This is a genomic window from Stenotrophomonas sp. 05L413, assembly GCF_056397945.1.
This window is the reverse complement of sequence record NZ_JBFTOL010000004.1, coordinates 218,046-232,796: the sequence shown is the minus strand read 5'-3', so window position 1 is coordinate 232,796 and position 14,751 is coordinate 218,046. Positions and strand designations below refer to the sequence as shown.

Here is a 14,751-nt window from a genome sequence, read left to right as displayed (position 1 = left end):
TTCGCGCGGACCACCGCGCCTGCCCGCGACTATAAACCGGGCCCCGTTCAGAACAGGTATGCGGGCGCTCAGTACTTCAGGCGGAGCTCCTCGACCTGCGGCTGCAGGCGGGCATACCAGTCCTGGAACTCTTCCTCGGTGATCTCCTCGGGCGCGTAGACCGCGATCTCATCCCAGGCGTGATCGGTCGGCAACGGCTGCCGCGGCCCAGCGCGCAGGGTGTAGGTCACCCCCTCGTGGTCGAGCACATCGTCGGCGGTCTCGCGCTGCTGGCGGGCAACGCCGGTTTCGCTCTTGAGCAGAATCACCTGGTACATCCGCATCTCCATCGCTGTTGAAAGAAGCGCTGATGGCGCTCCGGCCCAGCATAGCGCTGCGACCGCAAGCGGGACATGACGCGACCACAACGGACTGTCTCGACGCCGCAGTCGCCCCGGCTTCACCCGGCCGTGGCAGCAGCCCCGGCATCGTGGGATCGCATTCCCACCAGCCGTTGCCCATGACCCCACATCCCGACCTGAAAACCGTTCCCGACCTGAAGCTGCCGCGATACCTGGGCACCTGGTACGAGATCGCCCGCCTGCCGATGAAGCACGAGCCGGAAGGCTGCACCGATGTGTCCGCGCACTACAGCCTGAAAGACAACGGCCACGTCGCCGTGGTCAACCGCTGCCGCATGGGCAGCGAGATCGAGCAAGCCGATGGCGAAGCCTGCCCCTTGGACAACGACACTGCGCGGCTGGAGGTCAGCTTCCTGCCCAAGGGCCTGCGCTGGCTGCCCTTCACCAAGGGCGACTACTGGGTGATCCAGATCGCACCGGATTACAGCGTCTCGCTGGTCGGCAGCCCGGACCGCAAGTTCCTCTGGCTGCTGGCGCGCACCCCCACGCTCGACCGCACCACGCAGGAGCACTACCTGGCCCAGGCACGGCTGCAGGGCTTCGACCTGACCGAACTGATCCAGACCCCGCACACCGGCCACCCCACCGCCTGAGGCTGCCATGGATCTGAAGAGCGGGTATCCGTTCTGGGCCGTGCGCAACGGCCTGATGCATGCCTTCCCACCGCTGGAGAAGGATCTCAACTGCGAGGTGCTGGTGGTCGGCGGCGGCATCAGTGGCGCGCTGATTGCGGACGAGCTGTGCGCGCACGGCCATGATGTGGCGCTGATCGAACAGCGCGACATCGGCTGGGGCAGCACCGCGGCCAGCACTGCGTTGCTGCAGTATGAGATTGACACGCACCTGATCGACCTGGCCCAACGCTACGGCGAGGACGCGGCGGTGCTGGCCTATCAGGCCTGTGCCGAGGCGATCCCGGCCATCTGCAAGGTGGCCGCGCCGTTCCGCGATGTGGACTGCCACCGCATGGCCAGCCTGTACTACGCGAGCAAGCGCGGGCACCAGGCGGTACTGGCCGAAGAGTGCGCACTGCGTGCCAAGCACGGCTTCGATGTGCGCTGGCTGGACAGCGAGGCGGTCCAGGCCGAGTACGGCATCCGCGCACCGGGCGCGATCCTCAGTGCGCTCGCCGCACGCATCGACCCCTACCGGCTCACCTACCGGCTGCTGATGCGGCTGCACACGCGCGGCTGTGGCGTCTACGACCGCACCGTGCTCGATACGCTCACCCCGACCCCGCGCGGCGTGACCGCCACCACCCTGGGCGGCGCCCGCATCCGTGCCCGCCATGTGGTGCTGGCCACTGGCTACGCCGGGCAGCGCTGGTTGAAGCCCTCGGTGGCCCGCAACCGCAGCAGCTATGCCTTCATCACCGATCCGATCCATCCGGACCTGCTGGGCCCGCTGCGCGAGACCATGGCATGGGAATCGGCGCGGCCGTATCTGTACCTGCGCAGCACCGGTGACCACCGGCTGCTGATCGGCGGCGAGGATGACGCCATCGATCTCCCGGCGCGGCGCGACCGGCGGGTGGAGAGCAAGACCGGCAAGCTGCTCAGGAAGACCGCCAGACTGTTCCCGCACCTGCCGCTGCAGCCGGCCTTCTCCTGGGGCGGCACCTTCGCCGAGACCCACGATGGCCTGCCGTTCTTCGGCCCGCACCCGCAATGGGGGCCTCGGGTGCTGTTCGCGATGGCCTACGGCGGCAACGGGATCACCTACTCCATGATCGGGGCCGGGCTGCTGCGCGCGGGCATCGAGCGGCGCCGGCACCCGCTGGCAGAGCTGTTCGGATTCGGCCGGTTGCGCTGAGTTCCCCTTGCAACGCACGCCATGACAGGCATCATTCAAACTACGGCTGCTAGCGTCAGCGCTGTCGGCCGTCCCGCCTGTCTGCTCCGGAGCCTCTCATGATCCGCCTGCTTCCCCTGCTGCTGTGCCTGTCCCTGCCCGGTGTGGCGCTGGCCCAGTCTGCGGCAGGCGCCACCGGCCCGCAGTCCTCGACCGGGCTGGATCTGAGCATTCCCGATGCGCCCATGCAGTACTTGAGCGATCAGTCCCTGCGCGGCGATCCGCCGGGCACGTTCTACGGCGATCGTACCGGCCGGCGTTCAACCGATCGTGCGGCCAACGGCATCGCCCACGTGACCGACGACAAGCTGCGGGTCAACGGCAGCCTGACCACCGGCATCGGCTACTCGGAGAATTTCGGCAATACCCACTACAACGCCGCCGAACTCAACCTGAGCAAGAACTACACCAATGACGAAGGCAACACCCGCAACGTCAACATCAACATCCGGGTGAGCGAAGGCAAGGGCCCTGGCTTCTACGGCCCCTATGGTGCGTACGGCTATGACGGCTTCGACGGTTACGGTGGCTACGGCCGCGGCCCGGGCTACTGGGATTACCCCTCGCGCTGGTAAGCGCGGCATCCCTCACGCGGACATGCGGACGGCCGGGGAAACCCGGCCGTTCGTGCATCCAGCGCGCGGTGGCGCGCTGGAATCAATCCCACCAGCCATCACGCTTGCTGGCGAGCACGCGGCCGTCGTGGCCACTCATGCGCACTTCCACGCGCTGGTTGCGGGCGTTGCGCGCATCCAGGGTCCAGGTCGCGCCATCGCGCTCGATCGACTCGATCTGCGTCAACCCGGCCTTGCCCGCCAGCGCCAGGATCTGCCCGGCGTCCAGCACGGCGCGGCCATCGCGCGGATCGAAGATCTCGCCCTTGGTGTCATCGATGATCACTTCATCGACCGTGCCGTCCTTGCGGGTCACGTCCGCTTCCCACACGCCATCGTCGTGCTCGAGCTCATGCACCTGGGTGTAGCCGGCCGCGCTCAGCTTGGCCTGGACCTGGGCGGCCGACAGGTTGGCGGCAAAGGCCGGAGTGGCGAACAGCGCAGCGGCCAGGGCGGTAGCGGCAATCATCGTCTTCATGGGAATCCTTGAGGGGGCACCGGTCCATTCCGGCACCGCCAGTCTGGCCACCGCCCCTAACCGGACCATGAGGGCGACTGTTAGATACTGTTTAGACCGCCCCGGTATACCGGTGGCCTGCCCTTCGCCTGCGTGCCCGCATGTCTGCCCTGTCCCTGATGCTGCCCCTGCTGCTGACCCTCGCCCCGCAGGACCCGATGCGGGTCCTCGACGGTGGCAGCCGTCAGCAGGACAGCGTTCGCCAGGCGGTGCGCCAGGGTCGCTTCGTGCCGCTGGAGCAGGTGGTCGCCGACGCGCTGCGTCGCTACCCCGGCAAGCTGATCGAGGTGGAACTGGATGACGGGAAATACGAGATCGAGATCCTTGGCCCGGATGGCGTGGTGATGGAGTTGGATTACGATGCCGCCACCGGCCGCCTGCTGAAGATGGAAAAAGACTGATGCGCGTGCTGCTCGCCGAAGATGACGCCCTGCTCGCCAGCCGATTGCAGACGCTGCTGGAAGAGGCCGGCTATGTGGTCATCCACAGTGCGGAGGGGCGGGATGCCGAGTACCAGGGGCAGATCGAGGACATCGCCGCTGCCGTGGTCGATCTGGGCCTGCCGGGCCTGGACGGGCTGAGCGTGATCGAACGCTGGCGCCAGGCCGGGCGCGATTTCCCGGTGCTGGTGCTGACCGCCCGCGCCCGCTGGCACGACAAACTGGCCGGCTTCGATGCCGGCGCCGATGACTACCTGACCAAACCCTTCCAGCCCGAAGAACTGCTGCTGCGCCTGCGCGCCCTGATCCGCCGCAGCGCCGGCCACGCGCATCCGCGCCTGCAGTGCGGTCCGCTGGTGCTGGACGTCAACGCCGGCCGCTTCGAGCTGGACGGCGCGCCGCTGGCGCTCAGCGCGCAGGAGCACCGCATCCTCAGCTACTTCATGCATCACCCTGATACCGTGTTGAGCCGCTCGCGGCTGGGCGAGAACGTCTACGAAGACGGCTTCGATCCAGACTCCAACACGCTGGATGTGCTGATCGGCCGCATCCGCCGCAAGCTCGGCAGCGAGCTGATCCACACGCATCGCGGCCAGGGCTTCCGCCTCTCGGCAACGCCATGACCACCGGCTCGCTGCGCACCCGCCTGCTGGTGGCCGGTGGCCTGGGCCTGGTGCTGGTGTCGGCCTTGGCGACCTGGTGGCTGGGCGCGATGTTCGAGCGTTCAGCGCGGACCGCGATGGATGAGCGCCTGGGCAACGATCTGATCGCGGTGCTGGCACTGGCCGAAAGCGATGCCAACGGCCAGCTGCAGTGGCGCGACACGCTGGCTGACGAGCGCTACCGCCGCGTGTTCTCCGGCGACTACTGGCAGGTGCTGGACCAACAAGGCCGCCCGCTCGGGCAATCGCGCTCGCTGTGGGACGGCTCGCTGGCCGCGCCAAGCGCACTGCGACCGGGTCCGGCGCAGGCCTTCGATGCTCCCGGCCCGCTGCAGCAATCCCTGCGCGTGCTGGCCCAGCAGGTCACCCTGCCCCGCGCCGCCGCGCCGGTGATCGTGATGGTCGCCACCGACCGCAGCCCGTTGGATGCCCAGGTCGCCAGTTTCCGGCAACGCACCGCGCTCGCGCTGGCCGTGCTCATCGCTGTGTGGTTCGGCGTACTGGTGACCCAGGTGCATTACGGCCTGCGGCCGCTGGCCGAACTGGGCCGCATTGCCGGGCAGGTCCGCAACGGCGAGAACGTGCGCTTCCCGCAGCAGGGCCTGGTGAAAGAAGTCGCGCCGCTGGCCGGCCAGCTCAACGCGCTGCTCGACCATCATCAGCGCATGGTGGTACGCGCACGCCGCAGCGCCGAAGACCTGGCGCACGCGCTGAAGACGCCGCTGACCGTGCTCACCACCGAGGCCGAGGGCGACGGCAGCGACTGGCGCCAGACCCTGCGCAGCGAGACCGCGCGCATGCAGGCCAGCATCGATCGTTACCTCGCTGCAGGCCTGGGCGCCGACAGCCAGCAGCGCACGCCGGTGGCGCCGGTGGTGAGTGCGCTGTGCGGGCTGATGCAGCGCGTGCATGCCGCGCGTGGGCTGCGTTTTACGTGCGACAGCGACACCACGGGGGTATTCGCCGGTGCGCGCGAGGATCTGGAAGAGATGCTGGGCAACCTGCTCGACAATGCGGGCAAGTGGGCCAGTCACGCAGTGCGGGTGGAGGTGGCACCACGGGAGGGTCAGCTGCGCATCACGGTGAGTGATGACGGTCCCGGGCTTCCTGCGGAGCAGCTGCAGCACGTGCTGGAACGCGGCGTGCGGCTGGATGAGCGCGCGGCCGGGAGTGGGCTGGGATTGTCGATCGTGGCGGACATCGCCGAGAGTTACGGCGGCACGCTGGTGCTGGCCAACGCCGCGCCGGGGTTGCAGGCGACGTTGACGTTGGGGGGCGCCGCCCCGGGCCCGGCACTACCGGTCATGCGTAGCGGATCGGAGGCTGCACGACATCCACGCGTAGCGTGGATTCACCTGCCGGCGTGCATCCACCAACAGTCGATCGCATCCAGCACGATGTGGATGATCAGACCGATACCGAACAGCCGCGTCTTCTTCGGCACACACAACCCCGCGTATACCGCGATCGCCGGTGCAGTGTGCAGCGGATGGAAACCGATGCTGCAGCGGTTAGGGGCGTAGATCGGGTCGGCCAGCAGATGGTCCAGATCGATGATCCAGCCCAGCAGCATCAGCACCCAGGCGGACATGAAACGCTTGCGCCAGAACATCCACGCCAGCACCGCCGGTACGGCCGCATGCAGGAACAGATGAAAGATCGCGCGGGCGCTCATGGGGATTCCGGGTGCCTTCGAAGGACCGCCAGGCGGTGCCCGGCGCGACGGGCGACCGGGTGAGGCCCGAAGGCCATCACCCGTCGCCACCGGTTTACGCCAGGGGCTCGTCGGACAGGTAGGTGTAGCCGGTCAGACCGGCTTCCAGTGCCTCGGACAGTTCCTGCGCGCGCTCGGGCGAGAGCTTCGCCGCCGCCACGCGCTCGGCGTAGCTGGCGCGCAGATCGGCCAAGCTGTAGCCCACGTAGTCCAGCATCACATCGGTGGTATCACCGCGGCGCTGCTGGGTGATCGCGTAGCCATCGGCATCGGCCAGCACTTCCACCGCGTCGGTGTCGCCGAACAGGTTGTGGATGTCGCCCAGGATTTCCTGGTACGCACCGACCATGAAGAACGCGATGCGGTAGCTCTCACCGGACTTCAGCGCATGCAGCGGCAGCGACGTGTCCAGGCTTTCGTTCTCGACATAGGTTTTCACCATGCCGTCCGAATCGCAGGTCATGTCCGCGATGATGCCGCGGCGCTCGGGCTGCTCGTTCAGGCGCTCGATCGGCACGATCGGGAACACCTGGTCGATCGCCCAGGCATCCGGGATCGATTCGAACACGCTGAAGTTGACGAAGTACTTGTCGACCAGGCGCTCGTTCAACTCGTCCAGCGCCGGGCGATGGCTCTTCTCGTCATAGCTCAGGCGGGCACGCACGGCATGGGCGATGGCGTAGAACAGGTCGTCGATGCGGGCGCGCTGCGGCAGGTCGATCTGGCCCAGCGCGTAGCTGGACAGGCCTTCGGCATGGAAGTGCTGCGCTTCCTGGAACAGCTCCACCGCCGGGCGCTCGTCGAGCTCGGCGTGGATCTCGCGCAGGTGGCGGATCGCCGCCGGCTCGTCGTCGTGCTGGTCCGGCACGCGGCCTTCCTGCGCCTCTTCCACCTCGGAGACATTGGCGATCAGCACCGCGTGGTGCGCGGTCATCGCGCGGCCACACTCGGTGACGATCCGCGGCGGGGTCAGACCATGCTCTTCGCAGGCATTGGCCAGCGGCTGCACGATGTTGCTGGCGTAGGAGTTCAGGCCGTAATTGATCGAGCAGAAGCTGCGCGAGCGGGTGCCTTCGTAATCCACACCCAGGCCACCGCCGACGTCCACGTGGGTGATCTTCGCGCCCAGGCGCGAGAGCTCCACAAAGTAGCGGGTGGCTTCGCGCATGCCATTGGCGATGTCGCGCACGTTGGAGATCTGCGAGCCCATGTGGAAATGCAGCAGGCTCAGGCAGTCGGCGTACTCGGTATCGCGCAGCGACTTCCACAGGTCCAGCAGCTGGCGCGGCGAAAGACCGAACTTGGCCTTGTCGCCACCGCTGTTCTGCCACTTGCCCGCGCCCAGCGAGGCCAGGCGCATGCGCACGCCCAGACCCGGCTTCACGTCCAGCGCCTTGGATTCCTCCAGCACCAGCTTCAGCTCGGAGGGCTTCTCGATCACGATGAAGGTCTGCAGGCCCAGCTTGCGGCCGATCAGGGCCAGGCGGATGTACTCGCGGTCCTTGTAGCCATTGCAGACGATCAGCCCGCCCGGGCGCGACAGCGCCAGCACGGCCATCAGCTCGGGCTTGCTGCCCGCTTCCAGGCCGAAGCCCTCGCCGTGGTGGCTGGCCAGGGTGCCGGCCACGCCACGGTGCTGGTTGACCTTGATCGGGTAGACGGCGGTGTAGCCACCCGGGTAGTCCCAGTCGGTCTGCGCCTGCGCGAACGCGGCCTGCAGCTTGCCCAGGCGCTGGCCCAGGATGTCCGGGAAACGCACCAGCAGCGGCAGCTTGGCGCCGGCCTCGCGGGCGGCATCGACGATTTTCGGCAGCGATACCACCGGGCCGTCCTGGCCAGTCGGTCTCACCACCATGTGTCCTGCCTGATCCACGTCGAAGTAACCATCCGCCCAATGCGGAATCGAGTAGGTCTTGCGGGCTTGGTCGAGGGACCAATCGGTCATTTCAGTGGGCCTGGTTGGTAAAAAAGGGGGTGCATGATAACGCCTATGTGGCGACAGCTCCGTTATCATGCGCGCCCGCGCCCGTGCTCAGGCTTGAAACCTGAACGGGCCAACCCGTCCGGACGTGGCTTGCGCCACGCGGCACCGCCGCCAGCCCGGCTCCAACACCCTTCCGAACAGGACTGCTCCTCCATGACTGACAACAACAACTGGTACATCGAACACTTCGAGCGCACCGGCTCGGCCATCGGCTACCGCCTGACCGGCAAGCTGGATGAAGTGCAGTCGCCGTTCCAGAAGATCGAGATCTTCGCGACCACCGATTGGGGCAACCTGATGACCATCGATGGCGCCATCATGTTGACCAGCAAGGACAACTTCTTCTATCACGAGATGATCAGCCACCCCGTGCTGTTCACCCATGCCGCGCCCAAGCGCGTGGTGATCATCGGCGGCGGCGACTGCGGCACCCTGCGCGAAGTGCTCAAGCACGAAGGCGTGGAGAGCGTGACCCAGTGCGACATCGACGAGCAGGTCACCGTGATGGCCCGCAAGCATTTCCCGGAACTGTGCGATTCCAACGACGATCCGCGCGCCGAGCTGATGTTCGACGACGGCGTGGCCTACATGGCCAACTGCCCGGCCGGCAGCGTGGACGTGGTTATCGTGGACTCCACCGATCCGGTCGGCCCGGGCGAAGGCCTGTTCAACAAGGCGTTCTACGAGAGCTGCTTCAAGGCCCTGAAGGATGACGGCATCCTGGTGCAGCAGTCCGAATCGCCGCTGATGCAGCTGGACCTGATCAACGAAATGCGCGCCGAGATGGGCAAGGCCGGCTTCGGCTCGTTCAAGACCCTGCCGTTCCCGCAGCCGTGCTACCCGACCGGCTGGTGGAGCGTGACCCTGGCCCGCAAGGGCGAGAGCAGCTTCGATTTCCGCCAGGCCGATTCGGCCGCCAAGTCGTTCGAGACGCTGTACTACACCGCCGCGCTGCACACCGGTGTGCTGGTGACCCCGCCGTTCGTGGCTTCAGCCCTTAAGGGCTGATCGAAGGCGTGCCGACCAACGGTCGGCACCTACCGGTATAGGATGCGGCAACAAAAAACCCGCGCTGGCAACAGCGCGGGTTTTTTATGCCTGGTAGTGCCGGCCGCTGGCCGGCAACCCCATCAAACCAACGGCTCAGATCGCCCAGATCCCCGCGATCACCGCCACCACCAGGCCCCACTTGATCACCTGGTAGGCCACCACGCTGCGCTCGCGCAGCGCCTTGGCCTTCAGGCGCACCTTGTAGACGCTGCCGAAGGCCTTGTTGACGCCACCGGTCGGGTCACCCGGCAGGTTCGGCGAGGCACCACCGGCCAGCAGCGTGGAGGCCACCGCGCGGTTGAACAGGCCCGGCAGGCCGAAGCGCAGCGGGCGGGCGATATCGCAGAACAGGATCACGCGGTCGTCCGGCGTCTCGTTGTGCGCATGGTGGATGTAGGTCTCATCGAACATCATCCACTCGCCATCGCGCCAGCTCTTTCGGATGCCGTCCACTTCGATATAGCAGGCGTCGTCGTTCGGCGTGGCCAGGCCCAGGTGCAGGCGCAGCGAGCCGGCAAAGGGATCGCGGTGCGGGCGCAGTTCGCTGCCGGAGGGCAGCTGGGCGAACATCGCCGCGCGCACGTCCGGCAGCGATTCCAGCAGCGCGGTGGTCTTCGGGCACAGCGCCTTGGCCGACGGGTGCGACGGGCCATACCACTTCAGGTAGAAGCGCTTCCAGCCGCGGCGGAAGAACGAGTTGAAGCCGGCATCGTTGAAGGTGCTGGAGGCGGCGATCTTGTCCGCATCGCGCAGCGCCAGTGCCTCATCGCGGATCATCTGCCAGTTCTGGCGCAGCGGCTCCAGCTGCGGAAATTCCTTGCCCGGATCCAGGAACGGCGTGGTCGGCACCTTCGAGAACGCGTACATGATCACGTTGATCGGGGCCATGAAGCTGGAGTGGTCCAGCAGCTGGCGCGACCAGCGCGCGCGCACCTTGCCGCGGTAATGGATGTACAGCACGCAGGCGATGAACAGCCCTGCCAGCACGATCTTGATCATCAGTCTTCCTCCGGCATGGCCGGACCCGAAATGGTGGGGGCGATGCACGGTAGCGACCGGCATCGAAAGGGCGGCAGAAGGCGGGGACGTGCCGGAGAGGGGCGGCCGCCGATGTCGCGAGCAACAGCATATGGTCGGCAGCGCCTGCGTCGCGGTCAAGCATGGGCTGAGCGATGTTCAGCGCGGCGTGGCTCAACGGCCCCCCCAGCGGAAGCCTGCGGGTGCTTGCCTGCGCTGGGAGCAGGCGGGCGCGCGGAGCCCCTGAGGTCCATCGAACGGCCTCCTGCACGGGGCGCACGGCAGCCGTGCCTGCCCTGCACTCTCCAGCAATGGCAGCCAACCCGCTGATTGAAAACGAAATTCTTCCAATCGATACAAGATTGTCCGCTTCAGCGTGACGAACTGTTCCACGCTGGGCGACGACATTTCTCCGACATCATCTGGATTCGTGTACTGGCGAGTACTAAAATTAACGAAATCTTTAGTTCCCCACAGTAAGCAGCACCGGTACGCCTGACGCATTGCGCCGACCGCCGGGTCGCACAGACCCCTATGAACACAATTGTTGCCCCGTGTGTCGATGACACCGCCCCCGCCGAGCTGCTCAAGCGCGGTGAACGCCTCTTGGAACCCGACGTCTACCGCACCTGCCTCAATGGCCAGCCCGCGGTGGTCAAGGATTACACCCGGTATCGCGGCACCCCGCTGTCGCCGATCGCGCGCCTGCTGGTCCGCCGCGAAGCGCGCATCCTGCAGCGCCTGAGCGGCTGGAAGCACGCCCCGGCCCTGCTCGGCACCATCGGTGGCCTCGCGCTGGGCATGGAGTTCATTCCCGGCCAGACCCTGAGCGCGGCCCAGTCGGTCGGCATCGAAGTCTTCGAGCAGCTGCAGTACGCGCTCACCCGCCTGCATGCCGCCGGCATCACCCACAACGATCTGCATGGCACCAACGTGATGGTCAGCGGGGGCGTGCCGGTGCTGGTGGACTTCACCTCGGCCTGGCGCAGCCCGCGCTGGCTGCCGGTGCACCCGGTCTCGCGCCAGCTGCGCCGCAGCGACATGAAGAACCTGCTGAAGATGCGCCAGCGCCTGACCGGCGAGCGCCCCAGCGCTTCCGAGGCGGCCCAGGTGGCCGACCCGCGCTGGGTGGCCGGCGTGCGCGTGGCCTGGAAGCGCTTCTACCGCTGGTTCAAGGGCCACGCCTGATCGCGGGTACTCTCGGGAAAGCCGGCGCGCGTTACAGCGCGTCGGCGTCCAGCTCACCGGTGCGGATGCGCACCACGGTGCCCAGGTCGTACACGAAGACCTTGCCGTCACCGATCTTGCCGGTGCCGGCGGCTTTGACGATGGCTTCCACCACCTCCTCGACCTGGTTGTCGACGACGGCCACTTCGATCTTCACCTTGGGCAGGAAATCGACCACATACTCCGCCCCGCGGTAGAGCTCGGTGTGGCCCTTCTGCCGCCCGAAGCCCTTGACCTCGGTGACCGTGATCCCGGTGACGCCGCGCTCGGCCAGCGCTTCGCGCACGTCGTCGAGCTTGAACGGCTTGACCACCGCCATGACCATCTTCATCCGTCTGCACTCCTGTGTTCCAGGCTGCGAGGATAACGCCTGTCCGCCGGTGAACGCGATGCGCGCAGTCCGTGCCGCCGGCAGCGTGGCGGCTTATCCTTGGCACATACCCCGCGGAGCCGCAGCATGATCGACCTCAACCACCTCGATGACCTCGCCCGTCGCCTGAGCGATATAGTCCCCCCGGGCCTGCGCCAGTCGCGCGAAGAACTGCAGGCTACTTTCAAGACCGCGCTGCAGGCCGGGCTGGGCAAGCTGGACCTGGTGACCCGCGAGGAGTTCGACGTGCAGCGTGCCGTGCTGCTGCGCACCCGCGAGAAGCTGGAGGCGCTGGAGAAGGTGGTGTCCGAGCTGGAAGCGCGTGGGGCCGCTGCGCCTCGCGAATAAGCCAGTCTCGGACGGCGCGTTTCTTACACGTCCTGCAGCACGAACCGCTCGATCGCCAACGCTACGCCATCCTCGGCGTTGCTCGCCGTCTCGAAGCGCGCCGTCTGCTTCACCGCCGGAATCGCGTTGCCCATGGCCACGCTGGTCCCGGCGAACTGCAGCATGGTCAGGTCGTTCTCCTGATCGCCCACCGCCATCACGTTGGCACGGTCCACGCCGAGGTGCGCGGCCAGCTTCTCCAGGCTCGGCCCTTTCCCGGCCCGGTGATCGAATACTTCCAGGAAGAACGGCGCGCTCTTGAGCACCGCGAAGCGGTCGGTCAGTTCGGACGGCAGACGCTGGATGGCCGCATCCAGCACGTCCGGCTCATCGATCATCATCAGTTTGATGAACTGCATCGCAGGGTCCATGTCCGCCACCCGGCGATACGACAGTGGCACATTCGACAGGTGCGAATCGGCCACCGTGTAGATACTGATGTCCTGGTTGGGCGTGTACATGCGGCGGCCATCGAGCGCCTGGAAGTGGATACCGAGTTCGCGTGAGATCCGCTCACAGAACACGAAGTCCTCGAAACTCAGCGGAAACTCGATGACGCGCTGGCCGCTGCCGATGTTCTGGACCACGGCGCCATTGCAGGCGATGCAATAGTCCTGCTCGCTCTCGATACCCAACTGCTGCAGGAACGGCGCCATCCCCGACACCGGACGGCCGCTGGCCAGCACCACCTGGACGCCCTGCGCGCGGGCGCGCGCGATGGCGTGCATGACCCGGGGCGTGAGCGTGTGGGACGGATCGAGCAGGGTCCCGTCCATATCGATGGCGACCAGTTCGATGGGACCGGAGCGGTGGTGCATATCCATGGTGTTCGACGGCGTGGAGCGTGGGGGCATCCAGTCTAGCGGCACTACCGGACACGGTGGCGGCGATTGCCTACCCCACGGCGCGGCAAGTGCTGATGGATCAGGTGCTCCGTGTGCTGCCATTGTGCTTGGCATGCCGCAGACCCCGGAAACAACCGCATGAGCCTTGCACTGGTGCACAGCCGTGCCCGTGCCGGCGTCAAAGCGCCGGCCGTAAGGATCGAGGTATTCCTGTCCGGCGGGTTGCCGCATACCCAGATCGTGGGGCTGCCGGCCGCCGCCGTGCGGGAATCGCGCGACCGCGTGCGCGCCGCCCTGATCTGCGCACGCTTCGAGTTTCCGCAGCGGCGCATCACCATCAACCTGGCCCCGGCCGATCTGCCCAAGGAGGGTGGGCGATTCGATCTGGCCATCGCGCTGGGCATTCTCGCCGCCAGTGGCCAGATCGATGCGCAGTCCTTGGACAAGTACGAGTTCCTCGGCGAACTGGCCCTGACCGGCGAACTGCGCGGTGTCGACGGCGTCCTGCCTGCGGCGATCGCTGCCGCCCGGGACGGTCGCAGCCTCATCGTGGCCGCCGCGAACAGCGAGGAAGCCGCGCTGGCCCAGCACGCCGACGTACGCGTCGCCCGCACCCTGCTGGAGGTCTGCAGCGCCCTTGAGAGCGGCACGCTGCCACCTGCCGTGGCGGCTGACCCACTCCCGGCCGGCATTCCCGACCTGCGCGACGTGCGCGGCCAGCTGCAGGCGCGCCGGGCGCTGGAGGTGGCGGCGGCCGGCGGGCATCACCTGTTGCTGCTCGGCACGCCCGGCTGCGGAAAGACCCTGCTGGCCTCGCGCCTGCCCGGCATCCTGCCCGCGGCCAGCGAGCTTGAAGCACTGGAAGCGGCCACCATCGCCTCCTGCAGTGGCCAGGGCCTTGATGCGGGGCGCTGGAGACAGCGGCCCTACAGAGCGCCGCACCACACAGCCAGCGCGGTCGCGCTTATCGGGGGCGGCTCGCATCCTCGCCCTGGCGAGATATCGCTGGCGCACAACGGCGTCTTGTTCCTGGATGAACTCCCGGAGTGGAGTCGACACGCGCTGGAGGTCATGCGCGAGCCGATCGAATCCGGGGTTGCCGTCGTCAGCCGCGCTGCGCGTACCGAGCGTTTTCCTGCGCGGTTTCAGCTCGTTGCGGCGATGAACCCCTGCCCCTGCGGCTGGGCCGGGGATCGCCGCGGACGCTGTCTCTGCACCGAGGATGTCATCCGTCGCTACCGCGGGCGTGTCTCCGGACCGTTGATGGACCGCATCGATCTGCATGTGGAAGTGCCTCGGCTTGACCCGCGCGAGCTGCGGGATGACGCGCCGCTCGGCGAGGACAGCGCGAGTGTTCGCGCACGTGTGGTGGCCGCGCGGGAAGTGCAGCTGCTGCGAAGTGGCAAGGCCAATGCACAGCTGCTGCCGTTCGAGCTGAGTGAGCATTGCCGGTTGTCACCGGAGGATCAGCAATTGCTGGAGGATGCTGTGGAACGGTTGCAGCTGTCGGCGCGTTCGATGCATCGCATCCTGCGGGTGGCGCGGACGTTGGCGGATCTGGGGCATGCGCAGGACATCGCGACCGCGCATTTGGCGGAAGCGATCGGGTATCGGCAGTTGGATCGGGGCGGTAGCGGGTGAGGCGAGACGCCGTGATGCCCGGAATGCTGGC

The 14,751-nt window shown here is 67.1% G+C and carries 16 protein-coding genes and 1 pseudogene; 10 read left to right on the top strand and 7 right to left on the bottom strand.

Translation table 11 applies throughout. The features are described from left to right. Window positions 1–68: 68 nt before the first annotated feature. Window positions 69–317, bottom strand: coding sequence for a hypothetical protein (locus AC1DIQ_RS10330; RefSeq protein ID WP_121040674.1), 249 nt, complete (start codon window positions 315–317; stop codon window positions 69–71). 182 nt (window positions 318–499) lie between these two features. Between AC1DIQ_RS10330 and AC1DIQ_RS10325 the strand changes: the two genes are divergently transcribed. The 3 genes from AC1DIQ_RS10325 (at window position 500) to AC1DIQ_RS10315 (ending at window position 2,827) form a co-directional block, all read left to right on the top strand. After that, window positions 500–994, top strand: a complete 495-nt coding sequence (locus tag AC1DIQ_RS10325; protein WP_478049980.1) for a lipocalin family protein — start codon at window positions 500–502, stop codon at window positions 992–994. 7 nt (window positions 995–1,001) lie between these two features. Beyond that, on the top strand, window positions 1,002–2,213 hold the full coding sequence (locus tag AC1DIQ_RS10320) for an NAD(P)/FAD-dependent oxidoreductase (protein WP_478049979.1): 1,212 nt from the start codon (window positions 1,002–1,004) through the stop codon (window positions 2,211–2,213). 98 nt (window positions 2,214–2,311) lie between these two features. Next, the gene (locus AC1DIQ_RS10315; protein ID WP_123729934.1) at window positions 2,312–2,827 is read left to right on the top strand and encodes a hypothetical protein; all 516 of its coding nucleotides are present in this window, start codon (window positions 2,312–2,314) and stop codon (window positions 2,825–2,827) included. An 82-nt stretch (window positions 2,828–2,909) separates the two neighbouring features. Here the strand turns inward: AC1DIQ_RS10315 and AC1DIQ_RS10310 are convergent, their stop codons facing one another. Beyond that, window positions 2,910–3,344: a PepSY domain-containing protein gene (locus AC1DIQ_RS10310; RefSeq protein ID WP_259258801.1), complete on the bottom strand. Its 435-nt coding sequence runs from the start codon at window positions 3,342–3,344 to the stop codon at window positions 2,910–2,912. A gap of 140 nt (window positions 3,345–3,484) precedes the next feature. Here AC1DIQ_RS10310 and AC1DIQ_RS10305 point away from each other — a divergent pair, with 140 nt between their 5' ends. The 3 genes and pseudogenes from AC1DIQ_RS10305 to AC1DIQ_RS10295 all read left to right on the top strand — a co-directional run. Further along, the gene (locus AC1DIQ_RS10305) at window positions 3,485–3,784 is read left to right on the top strand and encodes a PepSY domain-containing protein (RefSeq protein ID WP_123729932.1); all 300 of its coding nucleotides are present in this window, start codon (window positions 3,485–3,487) and stop codon (window positions 3,782–3,784) included. Beyond that, complete coding sequence (locus AC1DIQ_RS10300; protein WP_123729931.1) at window positions 3,784–4,446, top strand: response regulator transcription factor; 663 nt, start codon at window positions 3,784–3,786, stop codon at window positions 4,444–4,446. The genes AC1DIQ_RS10305 and AC1DIQ_RS10300 overlap by 1 nt, the downstream gene beginning before the upstream one ends. Further along, window positions 4,443–5,756 (top strand): annotated as a pseudogene (locus AC1DIQ_RS10295) (sensor histidine kinase); the annotation flags it as partial. The gene AC1DIQ_RS10300 and the pseudogene AC1DIQ_RS10295, both read left to right, overlap by 4 nt. 80 nt (window positions 5,757–5,836) lie before the next feature. Here the strand turns inward: AC1DIQ_RS10295 and AC1DIQ_RS10290 are convergent. Both AC1DIQ_RS10290 and speA read right to left on the bottom strand, forming a co-directional pair. Next, window positions 5,837–6,160, bottom strand: a complete 324-nt coding sequence (locus AC1DIQ_RS10290) for a DUF6122 family protein (protein ID WP_121040688.1) — start codon at window positions 6,158–6,160, stop codon at window positions 5,837–5,839. Window positions 6,161–6,254: 94 nt separating this feature from the next. Beyond that, window positions 6,255–8,144 carry an arginine decarboxylase gene (gene speA, locus AC1DIQ_RS10285; protein WP_313219397.1) on the bottom strand — a complete coding sequence of 630 codons (1,890 nt, stop codon included), beginning with the start codon at window positions 8,142–8,144 and terminating at the stop codon, window positions 6,255–6,257. 192 nt (window positions 8,145–8,336) lie between these two features. On the opposite strand from speA, the gene speE reads away from it, so the two are divergent. Then, entirely contained in the window at window positions 8,337–9,191 is an 855-nt protein-coding gene (gene speE, locus AC1DIQ_RS10280; protein WP_478049978.1) for a polyamine aminopropyltransferase, read from the top strand. A 135-nt stretch (window positions 9,192–9,326) separates the two neighbouring features. Here the strand turns inward: speE and AC1DIQ_RS10275 are convergent, their stop codons facing one another. Further along, entirely contained in the window at window positions 9,327–10,232 is a 906-nt protein-coding gene (locus AC1DIQ_RS10275; protein ID WP_176987925.1) for an aspartyl/asparaginyl beta-hydroxylase domain-containing protein, read from the bottom strand. Window positions 10,233–10,784: 552 nt separating this feature from the next. On the opposite strand from AC1DIQ_RS10275, the gene AC1DIQ_RS10270 reads away from it, so the two are divergent. Then, complete coding sequence (locus AC1DIQ_RS10270; RefSeq protein ID WP_121040694.1) at window positions 10,785–11,438, top strand: RIO1 family regulatory kinase/ATPase domain-containing protein; 654 nt, start codon at window positions 10,785–10,787, stop codon at window positions 11,436–11,438. Between the two features lie 31 nt (window positions 11,439–11,469). Here the strand turns inward: AC1DIQ_RS10270 and AC1DIQ_RS10265 are convergent, their stop codons facing one another. After that, entirely contained in the window at window positions 11,470–11,808 is a 339-nt protein-coding gene (locus AC1DIQ_RS10265) for a P-II family nitrogen regulator (RefSeq protein WP_123729924.1), read from the bottom strand. 126 nt (window positions 11,809–11,934) lie between these two features. Between AC1DIQ_RS10265 and ubiK the strand changes: the two genes are divergently transcribed. After that, a complete protein-coding gene (ubiK, locus tag AC1DIQ_RS10260; protein ID WP_478049977.1) occupies window positions 11,935–12,195 on the top strand; it encodes a ubiquinone biosynthesis accessory factor UbiK in 261 nt (86 codons plus the stop codon). A gap of 23 nt (window positions 12,196–12,218) precedes the next feature. Here ubiK and yidA read toward each other — a convergent pair whose 3' ends face one another. Then, window positions 12,219–13,058, bottom strand: a complete 840-nt coding sequence (gene yidA, locus AC1DIQ_RS10255; protein WP_478049976.1) for a sugar-phosphatase — start codon at window positions 13,056–13,058, stop codon at window positions 12,219–12,221. Window positions 13,059–13,217: 159 nt separating this feature from the next. On the opposite strand from yidA, the gene AC1DIQ_RS10250 reads away from it, so the two are divergent. After that, complete coding sequence (locus AC1DIQ_RS10250; RefSeq protein WP_478049975.1) at window positions 13,218–14,720, top strand: YifB family Mg chelatase-like AAA ATPase; 1,503 nt, start codon at window positions 13,218–13,220, stop codon at window positions 14,718–14,720. Window positions 14,721–14,751: the final 31 nt, after the last annotated feature.

What these genes read in the sequence shown, in the direction of transcription:
- AC1DIQ_RS10330 (WP_121040674.1), bottom strand. Translation starts at nt 317, where the DNA reads ATGTACCAGGTGATTCTGCTCAAGAGCGAAACCGGCGTTGCCCGCCAG.
- AC1DIQ_RS10305 (WP_123729932.1), top strand. Translation starts at nt 3,485, where the DNA reads ATGTCTGCCCTGTCCCTGATGCTGCCCCTGCTGCTGACCCTCGCCCCG.
- AC1DIQ_RS10270 (WP_121040694.1), top strand. Translation starts at nt 10,785, where the DNA reads ATGAACACAATTGTTGCCCCGTGTGTCGATGACACCGCCCCCGCCGAG.
- AC1DIQ_RS10290 (WP_121040688.1), bottom strand. Translation starts at nt 6,160, where the DNA reads ATGAGCGCCCGCGCGATCTTTCATCTGTTCCTGCATGCGGCCGTACCG.
- ubiK (WP_478049977.1), top strand. Translation starts at nt 11,935, where the DNA reads ATGATCGACCTCAACCACCTCGATGACCTCGCCCGTCGCCTGAGCGAT.
- AC1DIQ_RS10315 (WP_123729934.1), top strand. Translation starts at nt 2,312, where the DNA reads ATGATCCGCCTGCTTCCCCTGCTGCTGTGCCTGTCCCTGCCCGGTGTG.
- AC1DIQ_RS10300 (WP_123729931.1), top strand. Translation starts at nt 3,784, where the DNA reads ATGCGCGTGCTGCTCGCCGAAGATGACGCCCTGCTCGCCAGCCGATTG.
- speA (WP_313219397.1), bottom strand. Translation starts at nt 8,144, where the DNA reads ATGACCGATTGGTCCCTCGACCAAGCCCGCAAGACCTACTCGATTCCG.
- AC1DIQ_RS10265 (WP_123729924.1), bottom strand. Translation starts at nt 11,808, where the DNA reads ATGAAGATGGTCATGGCGGTGGTCAAGCCGTTCAAGCTCGACGACGTG.
- AC1DIQ_RS10325 (WP_478049980.1), top strand. Translation starts at nt 500, where the DNA reads ATGACCCCACATCCCGACCTGAAAACCGTTCCCGACCTGAAGCTGCCG.
- AC1DIQ_RS10250 (WP_478049975.1), top strand. Translation starts at nt 13,218, where the DNA reads ATGAGCCTTGCACTGGTGCACAGCCGTGCCCGTGCCGGCGTCAAAGCG.
- AC1DIQ_RS10275 (WP_176987925.1), bottom strand. Translation starts at nt 10,232, where the DNA reads ATGATCAAGATCGTGCTGGCAGGGCTGTTCATCGCCTGCGTGCTGTAC.
- AC1DIQ_RS10320 (WP_478049979.1), top strand. Translation starts at nt 1,002, where the DNA reads ATGGATCTGAAGAGCGGGTATCCGTTCTGGGCCGTGCGCAACGGCCTG.
- yidA (WP_478049976.1), bottom strand. Translation starts at nt 13,058, where the DNA reads ATGGATATGCACCACCGCTCCGGTCCCATCGAACTGGTCGCCATCGAT.
- AC1DIQ_RS10310 (WP_259258801.1), bottom strand. Translation starts at nt 3,344, where the DNA reads ATGAAGACGATGATTGCCGCTACCGCCCTGGCCGCTGCGCTGTTCGCC.
- speE (WP_478049978.1), top strand. Translation starts at nt 8,337, where the DNA reads ATGACTGACAACAACAACTGGTACATCGAACACTTCGAGCGCACCGGC.